Source organism: Rhizobium sp. IY2, from assembly GCF_047532935.1.
In the GTDB taxonomy this organism is placed as follows: Bacteria; Pseudomonadota; Alphaproteobacteria; order Rhizobiales; family Rhizobiaceae; genus Rhizobium; species Rhizobium anhuiense.
Genome location: NZ_JBLKNU010000003.1, coordinates 408,302 through 427,180 on the forward strand (window position 1 = coordinate 408,302; position 18,879 = coordinate 427,180).

Here is an 18,879-nt window from a genome sequence, read left to right on the forward strand (position 1 = left end):
TCTGATGATATATCGCCCGGGGTGCTTCACACCGGGCGATTTTGCTCCCATATGTGGGCCTCACAAAAACTTGGCTGGCGCGCCCGCGTCATGCCGGTAAGACTAAAACGAGGGTGAGGCATGGGGTTGCATTGCAATCCGTTCTGAACCCGGTTTTGAATAATTTTCATACTGATTCCGGGGCCGGCCTATCCCCCAGAGACGCCGGAATTGGTAGCGCGGAGAAACGCATGGCTTCTGCAGCGGAACAATTGGCATCCAACCTCAATTTTTCGACCTTTGCCAAAGCCGAGGATTTGAAGAAGCGCTTGTGGTTCACACTGGCAGCTCTCCTCGTCTACAGGCTCGGCACCCATATTCCGCTTCCGGGCCTCAATCCCGAAGCCTATGCCCAGGCTTTCCGCGGCCAGGCAGGCGGCATTCTCGGCCTTTTCAACATGTTCTCGGGCGGCGCCGTTCAGCGCATGGCGATCTTCGCGCTCGGCATCATGCCCTATATCTCTGCTTCGATCATCGTGCAGCTCATGACCTCGGTCGTGCCGGCGCTCGAAAACCTCAAGAAGGAGGGCGAGCAGGGCCGCAAGATCATCAACCAGTATACCCGCTACGGCACCGTCATCCTCGGCGCGCTGCAGGCCTACGGCATTGCCGCCGGTCTTGAGAGCGGCCAGGGCCTCGTCGTCGATCCGGGCTGGTTCTTCCGTGTTTCCACCGTTCTGACGCTGCTCGGCGGCACGATGTTCCTGATGTGGCTCGGCGAGCAGATCACCTCGCGCGGCATCGGCAACGGCATCTCGCTGATCATCTTCGCCGGCATCGCCGCCGGTCTCCCGACGGCCCTTGCCGGCACGCTCGAGCTCGGCCGCACCGGCGCGCTGTCGACCTTCCTCATCCTGCTCGTCATCATTGTGGCGATCGGCGTCATCGGCGTGATCGTTTTCGTCGAGCGTGCGCAGCGCCGGCTGCTGATTCAGTATCCGAAGCGCCAGGTCGGCAACCGCATGTTCCAGGGCGATACCTCGCACCTGCCGCTGAAGCTCAACACCTCGGGCGTCATCCCGGCGATCTTCGCCTCCTCGCTGCTGCTGCTGCCGGCAACGCTTGCGGGCTTTGCCAACACCACGGCTATGCCCTCCTGGGCGACGTCGATCGTCGCGGCGCTGGGCCACGGCCAGCCGCTCTACATGGTGCTCTACGCGGCGCTGATCGCCTTCTTCGCCTTCTTCTACACGGCCATCGTCTTCAATCCGAAGGACACGGCCGACAATCTGAAGAAGCATGGCGGCTTCATTCCCGGCATCCGTCCGGGCGAGCGCACTGCCGAATATATCGACTACGTGCTGACCCGCATCACGGTGATCGGCGCGATCTATCTCGTCTTCGTCTGCATCCTTCCGGAGATCTTGGTGTCGCAAACCGGCATCCCATTATCCCTTGGTGGGACTTCGCTTTTGATCGTGGTTAGCGTAACTCTTGATACGGTTGCACAGATCCAGGGTCACCTGATCGCGCAGCAATACGAAGGCCTGATCAAGAAATCGAAGTTGCGTGGAGGAAAGAGGGGGCGATGAGACTTATCCTTTTGGGGCCGCCGGGCGCGGGTAAGGGAACCCAGGCCCAGCGGATCGTGGAAAAGCACGGCATTCCGCAGCTTTCCACGGGAGACATGCTGCGTGCAGCGGTCAACGCCGGTACGGATGTCGGCAAGCGCGCCAAGGCGGTCATGGACGCCGGCAAACTCGTCTCGGATGAGATCGTCATCGCCATCGTTTCCGAGCGAATCGATCAACCCGATTGCGCCAATGGCTTCATTCTTGACGGTTTCCCGCGGACGCTCGTCCAGGCGGATGCCACCGAGGCGATGCTGAGGGCAAAGGGTCTCGGCCTGTCCGTCGTCATCGAATTCCGTGTCGATGATGCCGAACTGATCCGCCGTGTCGCCGGTCGTTATTCCTGCGCGCAGTGCGGCAGCGTCTATCACGATAGCGATAAGGTTCCGGCTGCCGAAGGCGTGTGCGACAAGTGCGGTTCGACGCACTTCAAGCGCCGTCCCGATGACAATCCGGAGACCATGACGGCTCGGCTGCAGGTCTACTACAAGGAAACCTCGCCGCTGATCGGTTATTACCATGCCAAGGGCAAACTCAAGTCCGTGGACGGCATGGCGGACATCGATCAGGTGACTGCCGAGGTCGAAAGCATTCTTTCCAAGCTTTAAGGCTTTGAAAATAAACTTGGCGGAACGGTTGCTTTTCAGCAGTGATTCCGCTAAACACCGCGCCAACTCGCGACATTCCATGCGATCGGCGCGGATTTCCCAGGGAAGTCCGGGTGCGGTCGTTTTGACATGTTACGGACGTAAATCTGAACGGGCGGTTCTAAAGACCGCATAACGAAGCCCACTTGCCGGATGGCAACTGGAATGCAAGGAGAACAGGCGTGGCACGTATCGCTGGCGTCAACATCCCGACTGCGAAGCGCGTTGTTATTGCGCTGACCTACATTCACGGGATCGGTCCGAAATTCGCACAGGAAATCGTCGAGAAGGTCGGTATCCCGGCTGAACGTCGTGTGCATCAGCTGACGGACGCAGAAGTCCTTCAGATCCGCGAAGCCATTGACCGCGACTATCAGGTCGAAGGCGATCTTCGTCGCGATACCGCGATGAACATCAAGCGCCTGATGGACCTCGGCTGCTACCGCGGCCTGCGTCATCGCCGCGGCCTTCCGGTCCGCGGCCAGCGCACGCACACCAATGCCCGCACCCGCAAGGGCCCGGCAAAGGCAATCGCTGGTAAGAAGAAGTAATTTCCGGGAAACCGGGGTAGGGAGGCTGGCGGTCTGCGCCGGCCTCTTTTGAGTTTGGAGCGGGACCATATAGGCGCCGTTCCGGTGTAGCCGCTGGCATTACGGCGGTGAAGAGATCAACGAAAGGAATACCATGGCTAAGGAAGCCGTCCGCGTTCGCCGTCGCGAGCGCAAGAATATCTCGTCGGGTGTCGCTCACGTCAACTCGACCTTCAACAACACGATGATCACCATCACCGACGCGCAGGGCAATGCGATCGCATGGTCGTCGGCTGGCGCAAAGGGCTTCAAGGGCTCGCGCAAGTCGACCCCGTTCGCCGCCCAGATCGCTGCCGAAGACTGCGCCAAGAAGGCCCAGGAACACGGCATGAAGTCGCTGGAAGTCGAAGTCTGCGGTCCGGGTTCGGGTCGTGAATCGGCTCTGCGCGCGCTCCAGGCTGCAGGTTTCATGATCACGTCCATCCGCGACGTGACCCCGATCCCGCACAATGGCTGCCGTCCGCGCAAGAAGCGCCGCGTCTGATCATCGCTCTCGTCACCGGTGAGCGCCTGCGCGCTCCCGGTGGTTTTCAAGCTCGGTTGCCACGATTGGATGGTGGCAACGAACGGAAGGCAAACTCATGATTCAGAAGAACTGGCAGGAACTGATCAAGCCGAACAAGGTGGAGTTCTCCTCGAGCTCGCGCACCAGGGCGACGCTCGTTGCCGAACCGCTGGAGCGCGGCTTCGGCCTCACCCTCGGCAACGCGCTGCGTCGCGTTCTGCTCTCCTCGCTGCGCGGTGCTGCCGTCACGGCGGTGCAGATCGACGGCGTGCTGCATGAATTCTCCTCGATTCCAGGCGTCCGCGAAGACGTGACGGACATCGTGCTCAACATCAAGGAAATCGCCATCAAGATGGATGGCGACGACGCAAAGCGCATGGTCGTGCGCAAGCAGGGCCCGGGCGTTGTTACGGCTGGCGACATTCAGACGGTCGGCGATATCGAAATCCTCAACCCCGAGCATGTCATCTGCACGCTCGACGAGGGCGCCGAAATCCGCATGGAGTTCACCGTCAACAACGGCAAGGGCTACGTTCCGGCCGAGCGCAATCGTGCGGAAGATGCTCCGATCGGTCTCATCCCGGTCGACAGCCTCTACTCGCCGGTCAAGAAGGTGTCCTACAAGGTTGAAAATACCCGCGAAGGACAGGTTCTCGACTACGACAAGCTGAACATGACCATCGAAACCGATGGCTCGATCACCGGCGAAGACGCCGTCGCTTTTGCGGCGCGCATTCTCCAGGATCAGCTTGGCGTCTTCGTCAACTTCGACGAGCCGCAGAAGGAAACCGAGGAGGAAGCAGTCACCGAACTCGCTTTCAACCCGGCTCTCCTCAAGAAGGTAGACGAACTCGAACTGTCGGTCCGTTCGGCAAACTGCCTGAAGAACGACAACATCGTCTACATCGGCGACCTCATTCAGAAGACCGAAGCAGAAATGCTCCGCACGCCGAATTTTGGTCGCAAGTCGCTGAACGAAATCAAGGAAGTTCTCGCTTCCATGGGCCTGCACCTCGGCATGGAAGTGCCGGCATGGCCGCCCGAGAACATCGAAGATCTCGCCAAGCGTTACGAAGACCAATACTGAGAAAACAAAAGGCAGGCTCTTTCGGCTGCCTTTCCCCGTCAAACAGCAGGCCGATCGCCTGCATGTGCCAGGAAACGGCAGGCCCATTTAGCGTAAGGGCACCTGCATTAAAGGAGAATAGCAATGCGCCATGGTAAAGCCGGCCGCAAGCTGAATAGAACTGCAAGCCACCGCAAGGCGATGTTCGCCAACATGGCGGCTTCGCTGATTACCCACGAGCAGATCGTCACGACCCTGCCGAAGGCCAAGGAAATCCGTCCGATCGTCGAGAAGCTCGTCACGCTCGGCAAGCGCGGCGACCTGCATGCTCGCCGCCAGGCGATCTCGCAGATCCGCGATGCTGCCGTCGTTTCGAAGCTGTTCGACACGATCGCAACGCGTTACGCCACCCGCAACGGCGGCTACCTGCGCATCATGAAGGCCGGCTTCCGCCAGGGCGACAATGCCGCCATGGCCGTTGTCGAATTCGTTGATCGCGACACCTTCGCCAAGGGCGCAGCCGACAAGGCCCGCGTCGCTGCCGAAGAACAGGCCGTCGCCGCTTAATCTTCCGCTTCGGCGGAAACAAGACAGCCGGGCTGCAAAGCCCGGCTGTTTTTGTTTGTGCGCCGGCGGACAGCCTTCGCTTGATAATTCGATATCTGCACCTCGGCCGTCCAACCGGCGGAAATTGAGATAGGACAGGTCATTGCGCGCAATTATTCAAACTCGCTCTCGAGCGCAGTTCCTGCGTCTCGCAGCCCTGCTTCTTGTCATCGTCCTCGGGCTGGCGCTCCGGCGCTTTGGCTATGCGGCCGATCTGCCCTTCGTCGTCGTCAAATATGGCGGATCGGCGCTCTGGGGCGCGATGGTCTATCTGCTGGTGTCACTCATAGCCGCAAGGTCACGGCGGGCGGTCATTGCCGTCACAGCGCTGCTCATCGCGATCTCCGTGGAACTGTTCCGCCTCTATCATGCGCCCTGGCTCGACGCCTTTCGGCTGACCACGGCGGGCGCCCTGTTGCTTGGCCGGATATTTTCGTTTTGGAATATGCTGGCTTATGCCATCGGCATCGCCGCAGCCTGCGCCTTCGATCCCGCCCGTCGGTGAAGCGTCCTCGGCGGTCGTTTGCGCCTCACGAAGCTGACGCCACTGCGCGATTGCGCGCCCGTCCGTGGCCCTTCTTCCTGTTGCGTGCGATCGGCCGGTAGGAGCGGTAGAGGATGAGCGCGATGATCAGCCCGACATAGATATATTGCTCGAGGTCGAGGATCTTGGTCGAGAGCGCGAAATGCAGCGCTCCGCTGGCGGCGATGATGTAGATCAGGCGATGCAGCCAGATCCAGTTCTTGCCGAGGCGGCGGATCGAGAAATTATTGGATGTCAGCGCCAGCGGAATGAGCATGGCAAGGGCTGCCATGCCGAACATGATGAAGGGGCGCTTCAGCACGTCGTTGATGACGGCAGAGATATCCATGGCCTGGTCGAGCACCATGTAGACGGTGAAATGCATTAGCGCGTAGTAGAAGGTCAGCAGGCCCAGCGCGCGGCGATAGCGCAGATAATTCCAGCCGAAGAGCTCGCGGGCCGGGGACACGGCAAGTGTTGCGATCAGGAAGCGGATCGTCCAGATGCCGAGGAAGAGCTCGAAGGTCTTGACTGGATCGGCGCCGAGCTGATCGGTCGCGCCGAGATAGAAAGTCCAGGCCGCAGGCACCAGCCCGACGACGTAGAGCAGCCAGACGGAGGCGGGTTGCCAGCGCTTGGGGATGGCGAGCGACAGTTCCGCCATCAGAAATTCGCCTTCAGATCCATGCCGGCATAAAGACCCGCCACCTCGTCGGCATAGCCGTTGAAGGGCAGGGTGGGATGGCGGCTCGCACCGAAGAAGCCGCTTTCACCGATGCGCCGCTCGCTCGCCTGGCTCCAGCGCGGATGATCGACATCAGGGTTGACGTTGGCGTAGAAGCCGTATTCCTGCGGATTGGTCACCTGCCAGGTATTCTTAGGCTGCTGGTCGGTGAGCGTGATCTTGACGATCGATTTGATGCCCTTGAAACCGTATTTCCACGGCACGACGAGGCGGATCGGCGCGCCGTTCTGGTTCGGCAGCGTTTCGCCATAGAGCCCGACGGCAAGCAGCGTCAGCGGATGGCGCGCTTCGTCGAGGCGCAAACCTTCGACATAGGGCCAGTCGAGCGACTGGAAGAAGCCCTTCTGCCCCGGCATTTCTTCCGGCCGCACGACGGTTTCGAAGGCGACGTATTTGGCGCTGCCGAGCGGTTCCACCTTGTCGAGCAGCGATGCCAGCGGAAAACCGTCCCACGGGATGACCATTGACCAGGCCTCGACGCAGCGCATCCGGTAGGTTCGTTCCTCGATCGGGAATTCCTTCATCAGCGCCTCGATGTCGAAGGTGCCGGGCTTGTTGACCATGCCGTCGACCTTGACCGTCCAGGGCAGCGGCTTGAAATCGCCGGAAAGAGCTGCGGGATCGCCCTTGTCGAGGCCGAACTCATAGAAGTTGTTGTAGGTCGTGACATCCTTGATCGGCGTCGGCTTCTCGTCGACCTTATACTTGCTCTGGACGGCGGAAAGCGCCGCAGCACTCGCCTTGCCGGCGCTGTAGAGCGCCACGGCGCCAAGCGCTGCCGCGCCGAGGAATTCACGACGCCGCACATAGATCTGGCGCGGTGTTATCTCCGATGACGCGATCTTCGGTGGGCGATAGCTTGGCATGGCGAAACCTCCTGGGCGGATCTGTGAAATATAGTCTTAAACGAACCACCCGCACACTCGGATGAGTGTCTAAGCCTTGAATATTACCGACGGGAAGCCAATTTTTTGTGTTCGGCGGTGATGGAATAGGCTGTAACGAAACATCGCGCCGAACCGTATATGATCGATGGGCTTGTGGCGCTTGGCCGATGGCGTACCGGATTTGAGCTTCCAGGTAGTGACAGCCCCCGTCGATTGGATTAGGACAATTCCAAAAAGCAGCGTTTGCCCGGCCTGCAGGCTCCATGCCGCCCCGCTTCGCCTGATAATTCCGCCACGTTGAGGAAGACACCGATGCCAGCTTACCGTTCCAGAACCACGACCCATGGCCGCAACATGGCGGGCGCCCGCGGCCTTTGGCGCGCCACGGGCATGAAGGATTCGGATTTCGGCAAGCCGATCATCGCGGTGGTGAATTCCTTCACCCAGTTCGTGCCCGGCCACGTGCACCTGAAGGACCTCGGCCAGCTCGTTGCTCGGGAAATCGAAGCGGCCGGCGGTGTCGCCAAGGAATTCAACACCATCGCCGTCGATGACGGCATCGCCATGGGCCATGACGGCATGCTCTATTCGCTGCCCTCGCGTGAGCTCATCGCCGACAGCGTCGAATATATGGTCAATGCCCATTGCGCCGACGCCATGGTCTGCATCTCCAACTGCGACAAGATCACTCCCGGCATGCTGATGGCGTCGTTGCGCCTCAACATTCCCACAGTCTTCGTCTCCGGCGGTCCGATGGAAGCCGGCAAGGTTGTGCTGCACGGCAAGACGCATGCGCTCGACCTCGTCGATGCCATGGTCGCCGCGGCCGACGACAAGATCAGCGACGAAGACGTCCAGACCATCGAACGCTCGGCCTGTCCGACTTGCGGCTCTTGCTCCGGCATGTTCACCGCCAATTCGATGAACTGCCTGACGGAAGCGCTCGGCCTGTCGTTGCCCGGCAACGGCTCGACGCTCGCCACCCACGCCGACCGCAAGCGGCTCTTCGTCGAGGCCGGCCATCTGATCGTCGATCTCGCCCGCCGCTATTACGAGCAGGACGACGTCAAGGCGCTGCCGCGCACGATCGCTTCCAAGCAGGCTTTCGAGAATGCCATGGCACTCGACATCGCCATGGGCGGCTCGACCAATACGGTCCTGCACATCCTTGCCGCCGCCCATGAAGGCGAGGTCGATTTCACCATGACCGATATCGACGCGCTGTCGCGCCGCGTGCCGTGCCTGTCGAAGGTCGCGCCCGCCAAGAGCGATGTGCATATGGAAGACGTCCACCGCGCCGGCGGCATCATGTCGATCCTCGGCGAGCTCGACAAGGGCGGTCTCTTGAACCGCGATTGCCCGACCGTCCATGCCGAGACGCTGGGCGATGCGATCGATCGCTGGGATATCACCCGCACCAACAGCGAAACTGTCCGCAAATTCTATCGCGCCGCTCCGGGCGGCATCCCGACCCAGGTCGCCTTCAGCCAGGAGGCCCGCTGGGACGAGCTCGACACCGATCGCCAGAACGGCGTCATCCGTTCGGTCGAACATCCCTTCTCGAAAGATGGTGGCCTCGCCGTGCTCAAGGGCAACCTTGCGATCGACGGCTGCATCGTCAAGACGGCCGGCGTCGATGAATCGATCCTGAAATTCTCCGGCCCCGCCCGCGTCTTCGAAAGCCAGGATGCCTCCGTCAAGGCGATCCTTTCCAACGAGGTCAAATCAGGCGACGTCGTCGTCATCCGCTATGAAGGCCCGAAGGGCGGCCCCGGCATGCAGGAAATGCTCTATCCAACGAGCTATCTGAAGTCGAAGGGCCTCGGCAAGGCCTGCGCCCTCATCACCGACGGCCGCTTCTCCGGCGGCACCTCCGGCCTGTCGATCGGCCATGTCTCACCGGAAGCGGCCAATGGCGGCATCATCGGCCTGGTGCGTGAAGGCGACATGATCGACATCGACATCCCCAACCGTACGATCAGCCTGCGCGTCAGCGAAACCGAACTTGCCGCCCGCCGCGCCGATCAGGACGCCAAGGGTTGGTACCCGGTCGAAGTCCGCAAGCGCAACGTCACGACCGCGTTGAAGGCCTACGCCGCCTTCGCAACGAGCGCCGATCGCGGCGCCGTGCGCGATCTGAACGCCCGTTGAGGCATCTCAACCGATTACCTGCTGATTAAAGGTCAGCGGCTCTACCAACCGGTCGCTTTCACAGCGGCCGGTTGATGTTTTTATAGGTCTCGCCGAGTTGCTTCAGCCGCTCGTCATAAGCAGCCTTGATGCAGGTCGCATCTGCCCCGCATTCCTGCCGTTTCTTCAGCCAGGCCGTCTGTTCGTCCTGCAGCGTGCCGCGCGAGCCCATCGCCAGCAGGCCGGAGAGCAGATCGAAGGTCGTCACCATCTGCACGTCGGCATCGTTGAGCGCGCGGTTGTCGCAGATCGCCTTTTCATCCGGCTTCAATTCTTTCGCGTCGCAATCGAAACTGGCCGCCTGTGCCACGGGCGATGCGAGGAGCAGGGTCGCAAAGCCGAAGGCTGCCGTCATCATTCTTGTCATCATCATGCATATGTTCCCGTTGGTGCCGTTCAGGCGAGCCTGCTGAGTGCCAGAGCCAGGAAGATGATGCAGGCGAGCCAGACGGCAAGGATGAAGATCATTCCGAGACGACTGGAGGGGCGCTCGATGCGCTTGGCCGCCTCCGTGCGGAGCTCGATCATCACCTCCACCGGCACGAGCCGGATAGCCAGCATGATGCCGAGCGGCACGATCAGGAGATCGTCGAGATAGCCGAGCACGGGAATGAAATCGGGGATGAGATCGATCGGCGACAGCGCGTAGGCGGCAACAGTGCCGGCCACCGTTTTGGCATGCCAGGGCACGCGTGGATCGCGAGCGGCAAACCAAAGGGCCACGATGTCACGCTTCAGTGACTTCGCCCAGAGTTTGGCTTTCGATATCAGTTGCATGGCCAATCTTCCTGAATCAAATTCACAATGACTTCAACCGGTTTCCGAGGCGTCCTCTTGCCTTATTCTTCCATGCTTCCGCCCTCTTTCCTTTCTAGCGTCGGGCCGCAGAACGGGACGATTTTAGGCCGGCCGGCCTAAAATCTGAATCCTGTTCGCAATTAAATAGTTAGAGCATGATGTCGTCCGAAAACCGCTCACATTTTTCGGCATCATGCTCTAAAACGTTCCTCAAGAGGATTCAAAAGGGATACCCATGCAAGGCCTGTTCAAGCGCGCGTCCGTCTCGCTCTTCGCTCTCATGCTCATTCTGCCGGCCGCGGCCGATGCGCAGACTGCAAAGACCGTCCCCGAGAGCCAGATGCAGATGCAGCTCTCCTTCGCGCCGCTCGTCAAACAAACGTCAGGCGCCGTCGTCAATGTCTATGCGGAAAAGATCGTCCAGCGGCAGTCGCCCTTTGCCGGCGATCCTTTCTTCGAGCAGTTTTTCGGCCAGCAGATGCCGAACCGTTCGGAAAAGCAGTCCTCGCTTGGTTCCGGCGTCATCGTTGAGGCGAACGGCACTGTCGTCACCAACAATCACGTCGTCGAAGGCGCCGACGACATCAAGATCGCGCTGTCGGATGGCCGCGAATTCCCTTGCAAGGTGGTGCTGCGCGACGACCGCGTCGATCTTGCCGTCCTGAGGATCGATACCAAGGAAAGCTTCCCGACATTGCCGATCGGCAATTCCGATTCGGTCGAGGTCGGCGATCTCGTGCTGGCGATCGGCAACCCCTTCGGCGTCGGCCAGACGGTGACGAGCGGTATCGTCTCGGCACTGGCCCGCAACCAGGTGGTCAGGAACGAGTTCGGCTTCTTCATCCAGACCGATGCCTCGATCAATCCCGGCAATTCCGGCGGCGCCTTGATGAACATGAAGGGCGAGCTGATCGGCATCAATACGGCGATCTTCTCCCGCGGCGGCGGCTCGAACGGTATCGGCTTCGCCATCCCCGCCAATCTCGTCAAGGTCTTCCTCGCCTCGGCCGATGCCGGCGTCAAATCCTTCGAGCGGCCCTATGTCGGCGCCAGTTTCGATGCCGTGACCTCTGAGGTGGCTGAAGCGCTCGGGCTGAACAAGGCGCGCGGCGCGCTCGTCGTCAAGGTCTCGGAAGGCGGGCCGGCGGCCAAGGCCGGGCTGAAGGCCGGGGAAATCGTCACCGCCGTCGACGGCATTTCTGTCGAACATCCCGATGCACTGCTCTACCGGCTGACGACGGCCGGTCTCGGCAAATCGGTCAAGCTCACCGTCGTCGAGAACGGCCGCGAGGAGCAATTGCCGCTGACGCTCGACCGCGCCCCGGAGACCTCGCCGCGCGACCAGCGCACGATCGGCGGCCACACGCCGTTTACCGGCGCCGTCGTCGAGAACCTGTCGCCGCGGGTTGCCGACGAGTTGCGCATGCCGCCGGAATCGGCAGGCGTCGTCGTCTCCGAGGTGAAAGAGGCTTCGCCTGCCGCCCGTTTGGGCTTCGAGCCGAAGGATATCATCGTCTCGATCAACGGCACGGATGTGAAGTCGACCAGCGAACTGTCCGAGATCGCCGATAGCGACCCCGGCCTCTGGCGAGTGGAAATCGAGCGCGACGGCCAGCGCATCCGGCAGTTTTTCCGATGAGCAACGATCTCTTCGCGCCGCGTGTTCCGGAGGAGGTCGCCGCCAGGCGGCCGCTTGCCGACCGGCTGCGGCCGAAGACGCTTGCCGATGTCACCGGTCAGGAACACCTGACCGGTGAGGATGGCGTGCTGAAAAGGATGATCGAAAGCGGCTCGCTCGGCTCGATGATCTTTTGGGGGCCGCCAGGCACCGGCAAGACGACGGTGGCGCGGCTGCTTTCGGGCGAGGCCGGGCTGGCCTTCGAGCAGATATCGGCGATCTTTTCCGGCGTCGCCGATCTGAAGAAGGTGTTCGAGACAGCCCGCCTGCGGCGCATGGACGGCCGTCAGACGCTGCTCTTCGTCGATGAGATCCATCGTTTCAATCGTGCCCAGCAGGACAGTTTCCTGCCGGTCATGGAGGACGGCACCGTCATCCTCGTCGGCGCCACCACCGAGAACCCGTCCTTCGAGCTCAACGCCGCTCTCTTGTCGCGGGCCCGTGTCCTCACCTTCAAGTCGCATGACGAGGAGAGCCTGGAGGAACTGCTGAAGCGCGCCGAGGCGATCGAGCAGAAGCCGCTGCCGCTGACCGAGGAGGCGCGCGCCAGCCTGATCCGCATGGCCGACGGTGATGGCCGGGCGGTGCTGACGCTCGCCGAAGAGGTCTGGCGCGCCGCGCGCGAGGGCGAGAGCTTCGATACCGAGGGCCTGACGCGCATCGTCCAGCGCCGTGCCCCAGTCTACGACAAGGCGCAGGACGGGCACTACAATCTGATCTCGGCGCTGCATAAATCCGTGCGCGGCTCGGATCCCGATGCCGCGCTCTATTATCTCGCCCGCATGTTCGATGCCGGCGAAGACCCGCTCTATCTCGGCCGGCGGCTGGTGCGCATGGCGGTGGAGGATATCGGTCTTGCCGATCCGCAGGCGCTGGTGATCTGCAATGCCGCCAAGGATGCCTACGATTATCTCGGCTCGCCGGAAGGCGAACTGGCGCTGGCGCAAGCCTGCATCTATCTCGCCACCGCGCCGAAGTCGAATGCCGTCTACACCGCCTTCAAGGCGGCCAGCCAGGCGGCAAAACAGAACGGTTCGCTGCTGCCGCCGAAACATATCCTCAATGCGCCGACCAAGCTGATGAAGGGCGAAGGTTACGGCGAGGGCTATCGTTACGATCACGACGAGCCGGATGCCTTTTCCGGTCAAGATTATTTCCCGGAGAAGATGGGCCGCCAGACCTTCTACGATCCGCCGGAGCGCGGTTTCGAGCGCGACATCCGCAAGCGGCTGGAATGGTGGGCGAAACTTCGCAAGGAGCGCAATCCGCGCTGACGGGTTTATGCCTGTTGGGTTGGCGAAGGGGCTCACCCGCCAAGAGCGATCGCTATTGCAACCAGAAGCAACCCGAGAGAAGTCATCGTCATCCCTGCGCGAAAAGGCCTGCCTCCCGAAAATCTCGCCCACGCATAGCCCGTCACAAACAGCAGCATGATGAGAAACAGGTTGCTGACTCTCAGAGCTAAGTGCGCGCTGTCGATGAGAAGGAAAGGGGTCACTGCCGGAATGGAGGTGATGGAGACCAGAAAGAAGACCGCGATGGCGGCACAGAGATCACCTTTCGATAGGGACACCGTCACAGGATCGGCCCGAGATGCAAGCGTCAGGAGTGATCGATAGAGCGTGTCCGCGTCCCCGGCCTTTGCAGAAAACGGTGCTTCTTCGATCGGGAATTCTTTCGCGAGCATCTCAAGCGCCGCAGCTTCGCTTCTGGCGGCTTTAATTTGCCGAAAAAGGCGCAGCCGTCTGCTCTTGTAAAACGTCGTACCCAGAATGAACAACACGGCATCAATGATCCCCCAAGCGACGTTGCATCCGATTGTTGCGACGATCAACTCGTGGACATCTAACCCTTCATCCTCAAAAACGAGCCTTGAACCTACCGTAAATGTTAGCGCCATGATCAATCCGAAAAGGACCTCACCGAGCGCATCGCCGGGATCGATGATATTGGTGATACGACCGATCGGGCTCGAAGTCATGGACTGCCCCCAGGTGATGAAGATCATGGCCCGCTGTTCCTCACTCTCTAGCAGAGCATGAATGAGGAGCCGACTTGCAACTGGCGGCGCGGGGTAAGCCTCGCGACCACAGAACTGTGACCGACGTCGCGGTCTGATTCATTGATCGCAATCAACGATCGGCAGGATTGGGCGTCTCGTGATCACGGTTTTTCGACAGAGCAGCTTCAGCGCTTGCTTTTGCGCGTCCGAAAGATGCGTGGGTGCTGTAAAATTCAGGAGGGCCGCGGCATCTTCTGATTTGCGGGCGCCGCGATCACCTTGACGGCGGATTCCGCAAGCCCGTGATGGCCCTCCATGTCGACGACGACATGCCAGTGGCCGCTTTCCGGCACGGCGATCCTGATCGGCGATTTGCGCGCTACGCCGCCGATATATTTGAAATCGAGAACCTCGGTGAACCGCTGAAAATTCGGTGACGTCATCAGCCGGACATTGTTCACCGCATTCAACGACACCTCGATGATCGATCCGGCGCGTTGTTCCTTGAGATCGTAATGGGTGAAGCGGAAATTCGGTTTCGGCATCGGTCTCGCGGCGTCTGAAGTCTCTGCGCCAGGATTTTACCAGCATGCCGGTTAAGGAAAAGTTGGAATTGGCCTTTCAGCTCACGTCTTCGCGCTCCGCCTCAGAGCCAGCCGAAAATGACGTAGAGCTCGACACAGGCGAGCACCACGCCGAAGACGATGAACGCCTGGGCGGTGCGCCTCTCGCGCATCTGCCGGCTGCCGCGCGTGATCCTGTAGGGGCGAAGAGGCCGGAAACCGGAGGACATGAGATTTCGCATGGCTTTTTGACCTTTGCAGTGATGGCGAAAGGCTACTGCCGCTTGCGATAGGAAATCCATTCGGAGAGAGGGGCGAAAATATAGAAATGGCATAAAGGCCGATGGCAGAAATTTCGAAGCGCGGTGTCGGAAACGCATGATCGCCGCCGTCCTTGCGATATCGAAGCAAACATGGGAGCAAGGACATGTCGAAGATGACGCTGATTTCGATGATCGCAACGGCTGCCGCATTCCTGGCCGCACCCGATATGTCAGGTGCTGAAAGTGGAAGGCCTGTCATCGAGGACAATAAGGCCGTAGCGCCGATGGTCAGGAAGGGAAGCGTGCCGGTCAACGGCATCGATTATTACTACGAGATCCGCGGGGAGGGCGAACCGTTGCTGCTCCTTCACGGCGGCCTCGGGCAGATCGAGATGTTCGCGCCGGTCATGCCCATCTTCACCGACCACCGCCAGGTGATCGCCGTCGACCTGCAGGGCCATGGCCGCACGCCGCTCGGCAAGCGGCCGATCGAGCTTCCGGCGATCGGCGCCGATCTCGCGATCCTGGTGAAGCAGCTCGGTTACGACAAACTCGACGTCTTCGGTTATTCCTTTGGCGGCGGGGTGGCGCTGAACATGGCGGCGAACGCGCCCGACCAGGTGCGCCGGCTGGTGATACTCTCTGCACCCTATGCGCAGAACGGCTTCTTCCCGGAGATGCTGCCGCAGCAGGCGGCCGTCGGCGCCGGCATGGCCGAGATGATGAAGGACACGCCGATGTTCCTCTCCTACAAGGCGGTGGCGCCTGATGTTTCTGAATTTCCGAAGCTGCTCGACGCCATGGGCGCGCTGATGCGTGAACCCGCCGACTACAGCGATGCGGTCGCGAAGCTCACCATGCCGGTCATGCTGATCTATGGCGATGCCGACATGATCCGCCCCGAGCATATGGTCGACTTCTATCACAAGCTCGGCGGCGGTCTGCGCGATGCGGGCTGGATGCGGGAAAACATGTCGAAGAACCGGCTGGCGATCCTGCCCGATCTCACCCATTACGAGACCTTCGCCTCTCCCCTCATGGCGAATATGGCAATGACCTTCCTCGATGGCGGCGGCAAGGCGCCGAATTGGGCCGAGCAGGTCGGAAAGTAAGTCAAGGCGGCCGGGTTTCTCCCGGCCTTTCTTTTTCTCCGCAGTCAGCGGTCGCGCTGGTTTTCCCGATCCAATTGTGTCACCAGCGCCAGGATCGTTTCCGAGACTGGGGTCGGAACGGCACTCAGGCGTCCGAGCGCCACCACCATGCCGACCAGCGGCGTGATTTCGAGCGCCTTGCCGCCGATCAGATCCTGCAGCATCGATGTGCGCACGGCGCCGATATGGCGCGATTGCTCGAGCCGCTGCTCGACGGTCATGCTGAAACGCGCGCCCAAGGCCTCGCCGACGGCGCGGACCTCGTTCATCACCTTGCCGACTGTGGTCGAAAGTGCCGGATCCGCCATGATGTCGGTCATCAGCGCCCTGGTCAGCGCGCTGATCGGGTTGAAGGCGGTATTGCCCATCAACTTGCTCCAGATCTCGTCACGGATAACAGCCGTCGTCGTGATGTTGAGGCCGGCGTCGGTCAGCACCGCGGCGATCGCCTTGAGATCGGCCGACATCTCGCCTGAGGGCTCGCCGAGCACGAAGCGGCCGTTGTTGGCAAGCTGGATCTCGCCGGGATAGATGACCTCTGCCCCTTGATAAGCGACGCAGCCGATCACCCGTTCCGGCCCGATCAGTCGCCAAAGCCTGCCGCCGGGATCGAGCTCGTCGAACTGCAGCTCGGCATGCCGGCTCTGGATATCGCGGTGAAAATACCACCACGGAATGCCGTTGAGGATCATGACGACGCGGGTGCCTTCCTTGAGGAGGCCTGCAATACCTTCGGCAGCGGGTGCCAGCTGATGCCCCTTGAGGCCGGTGATGACGAGATCCTGCGGCGGCAATGTCCTGGGATCGTCGGTTGCGGTGAGGCGGACATTGAGCGGCCTTTCCGCACCGGCTTCGCGCAGGCTGAGACCATTGTCGCGGATGGCGTCGAGATGGGCTCCACGCACGACGACGGAGATGATGGCGTCGTTTTCGGCGTGGCTTGCAAGCTTGACGGCGATAGCGCCGCCGAGCGCCCCGGCGCCATAGATGCAGATGGACTTGATGGACATGCTCGCCTCTTCATGGTGGTGATCGAACCTAGATCTAGGCCATTCCATACGCGAGGCGAACGCTAATTTGCCGCATGCTGCACTTTCCTGCACTCACGGCGCGCAGCCGCCGCATCCCGGAGATTCGGGAGGCAACGGCTGCCCCACCTTGGTCTTCAGGCCGAGCCCGTTGCCTCGCTTGGAAAATCCGTGGACAAAGCGAGCTGGCGCCAGGCGGCAAGTTCCTTTTCGACGCTGGCGTGCTGATCCTCGATGACGGCCACCGTATCGCTGCCGAACGGCATGCGCAGCGGCGGATTGGGCGAATTGGCGAGCGTCATGATGCCGGCGGCAAGCTTGGCGGGATCGCCGGGCTGGGTATGGTTGGCATCAACAGCGAAGCTGCGCATGTTGCCGGCCGGCGTGCCTTCGTAATCGGCGATGGAGGCCGGGCTGACCGCCAGCGACGTGTCGGCGAGGAAGTCGGTGCGGAAGAAGCCAGGCTCGACGATCGTCACCTTGATGCCGAAAGGTTCGAGTTCGGCGGCCATCGATTCGGACAAGCCTTCGACGGCGAACTTCGTCGAGCCGTAGACGCCCCAGCCGGGATAGCCGAAATAACCGCCAATTGAGGAAAAGTTCAGGATGTGGCCGGAGCGCTGGCGGCGCATATGGGGCAGCACTGCGCGCGTCACCTTCAGCAGACCGAAGACGTTGGTGGCATAGAGCCTCTCGATCTCTTCGGCCGTGGCTTCCTCGACAGCGCCAAGCAGGCCGTAGCCGGCATTGTTGGCGAGAATATCGATGCGGCCGAAGCGGGCGATGCCGGCAGCCGCAGCCTCTTTCGCCTGCGCCTCGTTGGTGACGTCGAGGGCGACGGCAAGCAGGTTCGGGTGGTCGCCCAACTGCTCGGTCACGGTCTTCGGGTTGCGGGCGGTGGCGATGACGGCATCGCCTGATGCGAGGGCTTCTTTGGTCATCAGCGCGCCGAAGCCGCGGGATGCACCAGTGATGAACCAGACTTTCATGACGAATTCCTTTCGAACTATTCGGTTGGCGGTGGCATCTCTGTGCCGACGAGGTGAATTTGACTGAAAATTCGTTGCTGTATAAGATTTGTTATTCTTGAAACTATGATGAGCTTATTTCAGCAATGCGCGCCACCGAACTGTCCGAACTCGCGGCTTTCGCCGCCGTCGCGCGGCACAAGAGCTTTCGCAAGGCAGGCGAGGAGCGGGGCGTCACTGCGTCCGCGGTCAGCCATGCCGTGCTCAATCTCGAAGACCGGATCGGCATCCGCCTGCTCAACCGCACGACGCGCAGCGTCTCGCTGACGGAGGCCGGCGAACTGTTGATCTCGCATCTTGACCCGGCCTTCGGCGAGATGGCGGCAGCGCTCGATGCGCTGAACCGCTACCGAGACACGCCCTTCGGCAAGGTGCGGATCAACGTGCCGAATTCGATCGGCCCCTTCGTCATCGGCCGCATCATCGGTCCGCTGTTGACAAAGAACCCCAATTTGCAGCTGGAGATCAACGCGACAGACAGGCTGGTCGATATCGTCGAGGAGGGGTTTGATGCCGGCATCCGCTTCGGCGAGCGCGTCACCGAGGGCATGATCGCGCTGCGCATCAAGCCGCGCATCCGCCTGGTCGTCGTCGGTTCGCCCGCCTATTTCGAGACCCGGCCGAAACCGGCGACACCGCATGAGCTCAAGCGCCATCTCTGCATCCAGAACATGTTTCCATCAGGTGCGCGCTATGCCTGGGAGTTCGAGAAGGATGGCCAGACCGTGAGCTTTCAGCCGACCGGGCCGCTGTCGCTCGACGATCACGAGCTGATGATGCAGGCAGCACTTAGCGGTGTTGGCCTTGCCTATATCTGGGAGCCGCGCGTGGAGAAGGCGGTCGCCGGCGGCGAACTGATCCAGGTGCTGGACGACTGGTGTCAGCCGGAGGAACCGCTCTATCTCTACTATCCGAGCCGCCGCCATATGTCGGCGGGTTTCAGGGCTGTTATCGACGCGATAAGAGCGGAGTAAAAAAGGTCGGGATTGGCATCCGTCA

General features: G+C 61.2%; 21 protein-coding genes. 12 read left to right on the plus strand and 9 right to left on the minus strand.

Annotation, left to right across the window (positions count from 1 at the left end; all coding sequences use genetic code 11):
- Positions 1-230 precede the first annotated feature (230 nt).
- The 7 genes from secY to ACMUVN_RS15685 all read left to right on the plus strand — a co-directional run bounded on the left by secY (position 231) and on the right by ACMUVN_RS15685 (position 5,529).
- A complete protein-coding gene (gene secY / locus ACMUVN_RS15655) occupies positions 231-1,571 on the plus strand; it encodes a preprotein translocase subunit SecY (RefSeq protein ID WP_029868128.1) in 1,341 nt (446 codons plus the stop codon).
- Positions 1,568-2,218: an adenylate kinase gene (locus ACMUVN_RS15660; protein WP_029868130.1), complete on the plus strand. Its 651-nt coding sequence runs from the start codon at positions 1,568-1,570 to the stop codon at positions 2,216-2,218. Before secY ends, ACMUVN_RS15660 begins: the two co-directional genes overlap by 4 nt.
- Positions 2,219-2,439: 221 nt before the next feature.
- Complete coding sequence (rpsM, locus tag ACMUVN_RS15665) at positions 2,440-2,808, plus strand: 30S ribosomal protein S13 (RefSeq protein WP_003573772.1); 369 nt, start codon at positions 2,440-2,442, stop codon at positions 2,806-2,808.
- A 133-nt stretch (positions 2,809-2,941) separates the two neighbouring features.
- The gene (gene rpsK / locus ACMUVN_RS15670; RefSeq protein WP_003547577.1) at positions 2,942-3,331 is read left to right on the plus strand and encodes a 30S ribosomal protein S11; all 390 of its coding nucleotides are present in this window, start codon (positions 2,942-2,944) and stop codon (positions 3,329-3,331) included.
- Between the two features lie 97 nt (positions 3,332-3,428).
- On the plus strand, positions 3,429-4,439 hold the full coding sequence (locus ACMUVN_RS15675) for a DNA-directed RNA polymerase subunit alpha (RefSeq protein WP_003547579.1): 1,011 nt from the start codon (positions 3,429-3,431) through the stop codon (positions 4,437-4,439).
- A gap of 123 nt (positions 4,440-4,562) precedes the next feature.
- Positions 4,563-4,985, plus strand: a complete 423-nt coding sequence (rplQ, locus tag ACMUVN_RS15680) for a 50S ribosomal protein L17 (protein ID WP_003573769.1) — start codon at positions 4,563-4,565, stop codon at positions 4,983-4,985.
- A gap of 142 nt (positions 4,986-5,127) precedes the next feature.
- On the plus strand, positions 5,128-5,529 hold the full coding sequence (locus ACMUVN_RS15685) for a DUF2809 domain-containing protein (RefSeq protein ID WP_168332293.1): 402 nt from the start codon (positions 5,128-5,130) through the stop codon (positions 5,527-5,529).
- A 25-nt stretch (positions 5,530-5,554) separates the two neighbouring features.
- Here ACMUVN_RS15685 and msrQ read toward each other — a convergent pair whose 3' ends face one another.
- Both msrQ and msrP read right to left on the minus strand, forming a co-directional pair.
- The gene (gene msrQ / locus ACMUVN_RS15690; RefSeq protein ID WP_168332292.1) at positions 5,555-6,211 is read right to left on the minus strand and encodes a protein-methionine-sulfoxide reductase heme-binding subunit MsrQ; all 657 of its coding nucleotides are present in this window, start codon (positions 6,209-6,211) and stop codon (positions 5,555-5,557) included.
- Positions 6,211-7,158 carry a protein-methionine-sulfoxide reductase catalytic subunit MsrP gene (msrP, locus tag ACMUVN_RS15695; protein ID WP_029868132.1) on the minus strand — a complete coding sequence of 316 codons (948 nt, stop codon included), beginning with the start codon at positions 7,156-7,158 and terminating at the stop codon, positions 6,211-6,213. Before msrP ends, msrQ begins: the two co-directional genes overlap by 1 nt.
- A gap of 333 nt (positions 7,159-7,491) precedes the next feature.
- Here msrP and ilvD point away from each other — a divergent pair, with 333 nt between their 5' ends.
- Positions 7,492-9,330, plus strand: a complete 1,839-nt coding sequence (gene ilvD, locus ACMUVN_RS15700; protein WP_063473380.1) for a dihydroxy-acid dehydratase — start codon at positions 7,492-7,494, stop codon at positions 9,328-9,330.
- 58 nt (positions 9,331-9,388) lie between these two features.
- Here the strand turns inward: ilvD and ACMUVN_RS15705 are convergent, their stop codons facing one another.
- Together ACMUVN_RS15705 and ACMUVN_RS15710 are read right to left on the minus strand one after the other, a co-directional pair.
- Positions 9,389-9,742 (minus strand): lysozyme inhibitor LprI family protein, encoded by a 354-nt coding sequence (locus ACMUVN_RS15705; protein WP_029868135.1) that lies wholly within the window; start codon positions 9,740-9,742, stop codon positions 9,389-9,391.
- A gap of 23 nt (positions 9,743-9,765) precedes the next feature.
- A complete protein-coding gene (locus tag ACMUVN_RS15710; RefSeq protein WP_029868136.1) occupies positions 9,766-10,146 on the minus strand; it encodes a YkvA family protein in 381 nt (126 codons plus the stop codon).
- A 256-nt stretch (positions 10,147-10,402) separates the two neighbouring features.
- Between ACMUVN_RS15710 and ACMUVN_RS15715 the strand changes: the two genes are divergently transcribed.
- Positions 10,403-11,806, plus strand: a complete 1,404-nt coding sequence (locus tag ACMUVN_RS15715) for a DegQ family serine endoprotease (protein ID WP_414815258.1) — start codon at positions 10,403-10,405, stop codon at positions 11,804-11,806.
- Positions 11,803-13,119 (plus strand): replication-associated recombination protein A, encoded by a 1,317-nt coding sequence (locus tag ACMUVN_RS15720; protein WP_063473384.1) that lies wholly within the window; start codon positions 11,803-11,805, stop codon positions 13,117-13,119. Before ACMUVN_RS15715 ends, ACMUVN_RS15720 begins: the two co-directional genes overlap by 4 nt.
- 32 nt (positions 13,120-13,151) lie before the next feature.
- On the opposite strand, the gene ACMUVN_RS15725 is transcribed toward ACMUVN_RS15720, so the two are convergent.
- From ACMUVN_RS15725 to ACMUVN_RS15735, 3 genes are all read right to left on the minus strand, one after another.
- Positions 13,152-13,826 (minus strand): VIT1/CCC1 transporter family protein, encoded by a 675-nt coding sequence (locus ACMUVN_RS15725; protein WP_097545251.1) that lies wholly within the window; start codon positions 13,824-13,826, stop codon positions 13,152-13,154.
- A 254-nt stretch (positions 13,827-14,080) separates the two neighbouring features.
- Entirely contained in the window at positions 14,081-14,392 is a 312-nt protein-coding gene (locus ACMUVN_RS15730; protein WP_097545249.1) for a DUF1883 domain-containing protein, read from the minus strand.
- 101 nt (positions 14,393-14,493) lie between these two features.
- Entirely contained in the window at positions 14,494-14,652 is a 159-nt protein-coding gene (locus tag ACMUVN_RS15735; RefSeq protein WP_155295777.1) for a hypothetical protein, read from the minus strand.
- Between the two features lie 185 nt (positions 14,653-14,837).
- Between ACMUVN_RS15735 and ACMUVN_RS15740 the strand changes: the two genes are divergently transcribed.
- Complete coding sequence (locus ACMUVN_RS15740; RefSeq protein ID WP_097623607.1) at positions 14,838-15,785, plus strand: alpha/beta fold hydrolase; 948 nt, start codon at positions 14,838-14,840, stop codon at positions 15,783-15,785.
- A gap of 44 nt (positions 15,786-15,829) precedes the next feature.
- On the opposite strand, the gene ACMUVN_RS15745 is transcribed toward ACMUVN_RS15740, so the two are convergent.
- The gene (locus ACMUVN_RS15745) at positions 15,830-16,834 is read right to left on the minus strand and encodes a ketopantoate reductase family protein (RefSeq protein ID WP_097545248.1); all 1,005 of its coding nucleotides are present in this window, start codon (positions 16,832-16,834) and stop codon (positions 15,830-15,832) included.
- Between the two features lie 155 nt (positions 16,835-16,989).
- Positions 16,990-17,841, minus strand: coding sequence for an oxidoreductase (locus ACMUVN_RS15750; protein WP_047619882.1), 852 nt, complete (start codon positions 17,839-17,841; stop codon positions 16,990-16,992).
- Between the two features lie 125 nt (positions 17,842-17,966).
- On the opposite strand from ACMUVN_RS15750, the gene ACMUVN_RS15755 reads away from it, so the two are divergent.
- Complete coding sequence (locus ACMUVN_RS15755; RefSeq protein WP_047619884.1) at positions 17,967-18,854, plus strand: LysR family transcriptional regulator; 888 nt, start codon at positions 17,967-17,969, stop codon at positions 18,852-18,854.
- The last annotated feature ends 25 nt before the right edge of the window (positions 18,855-18,879 follow it).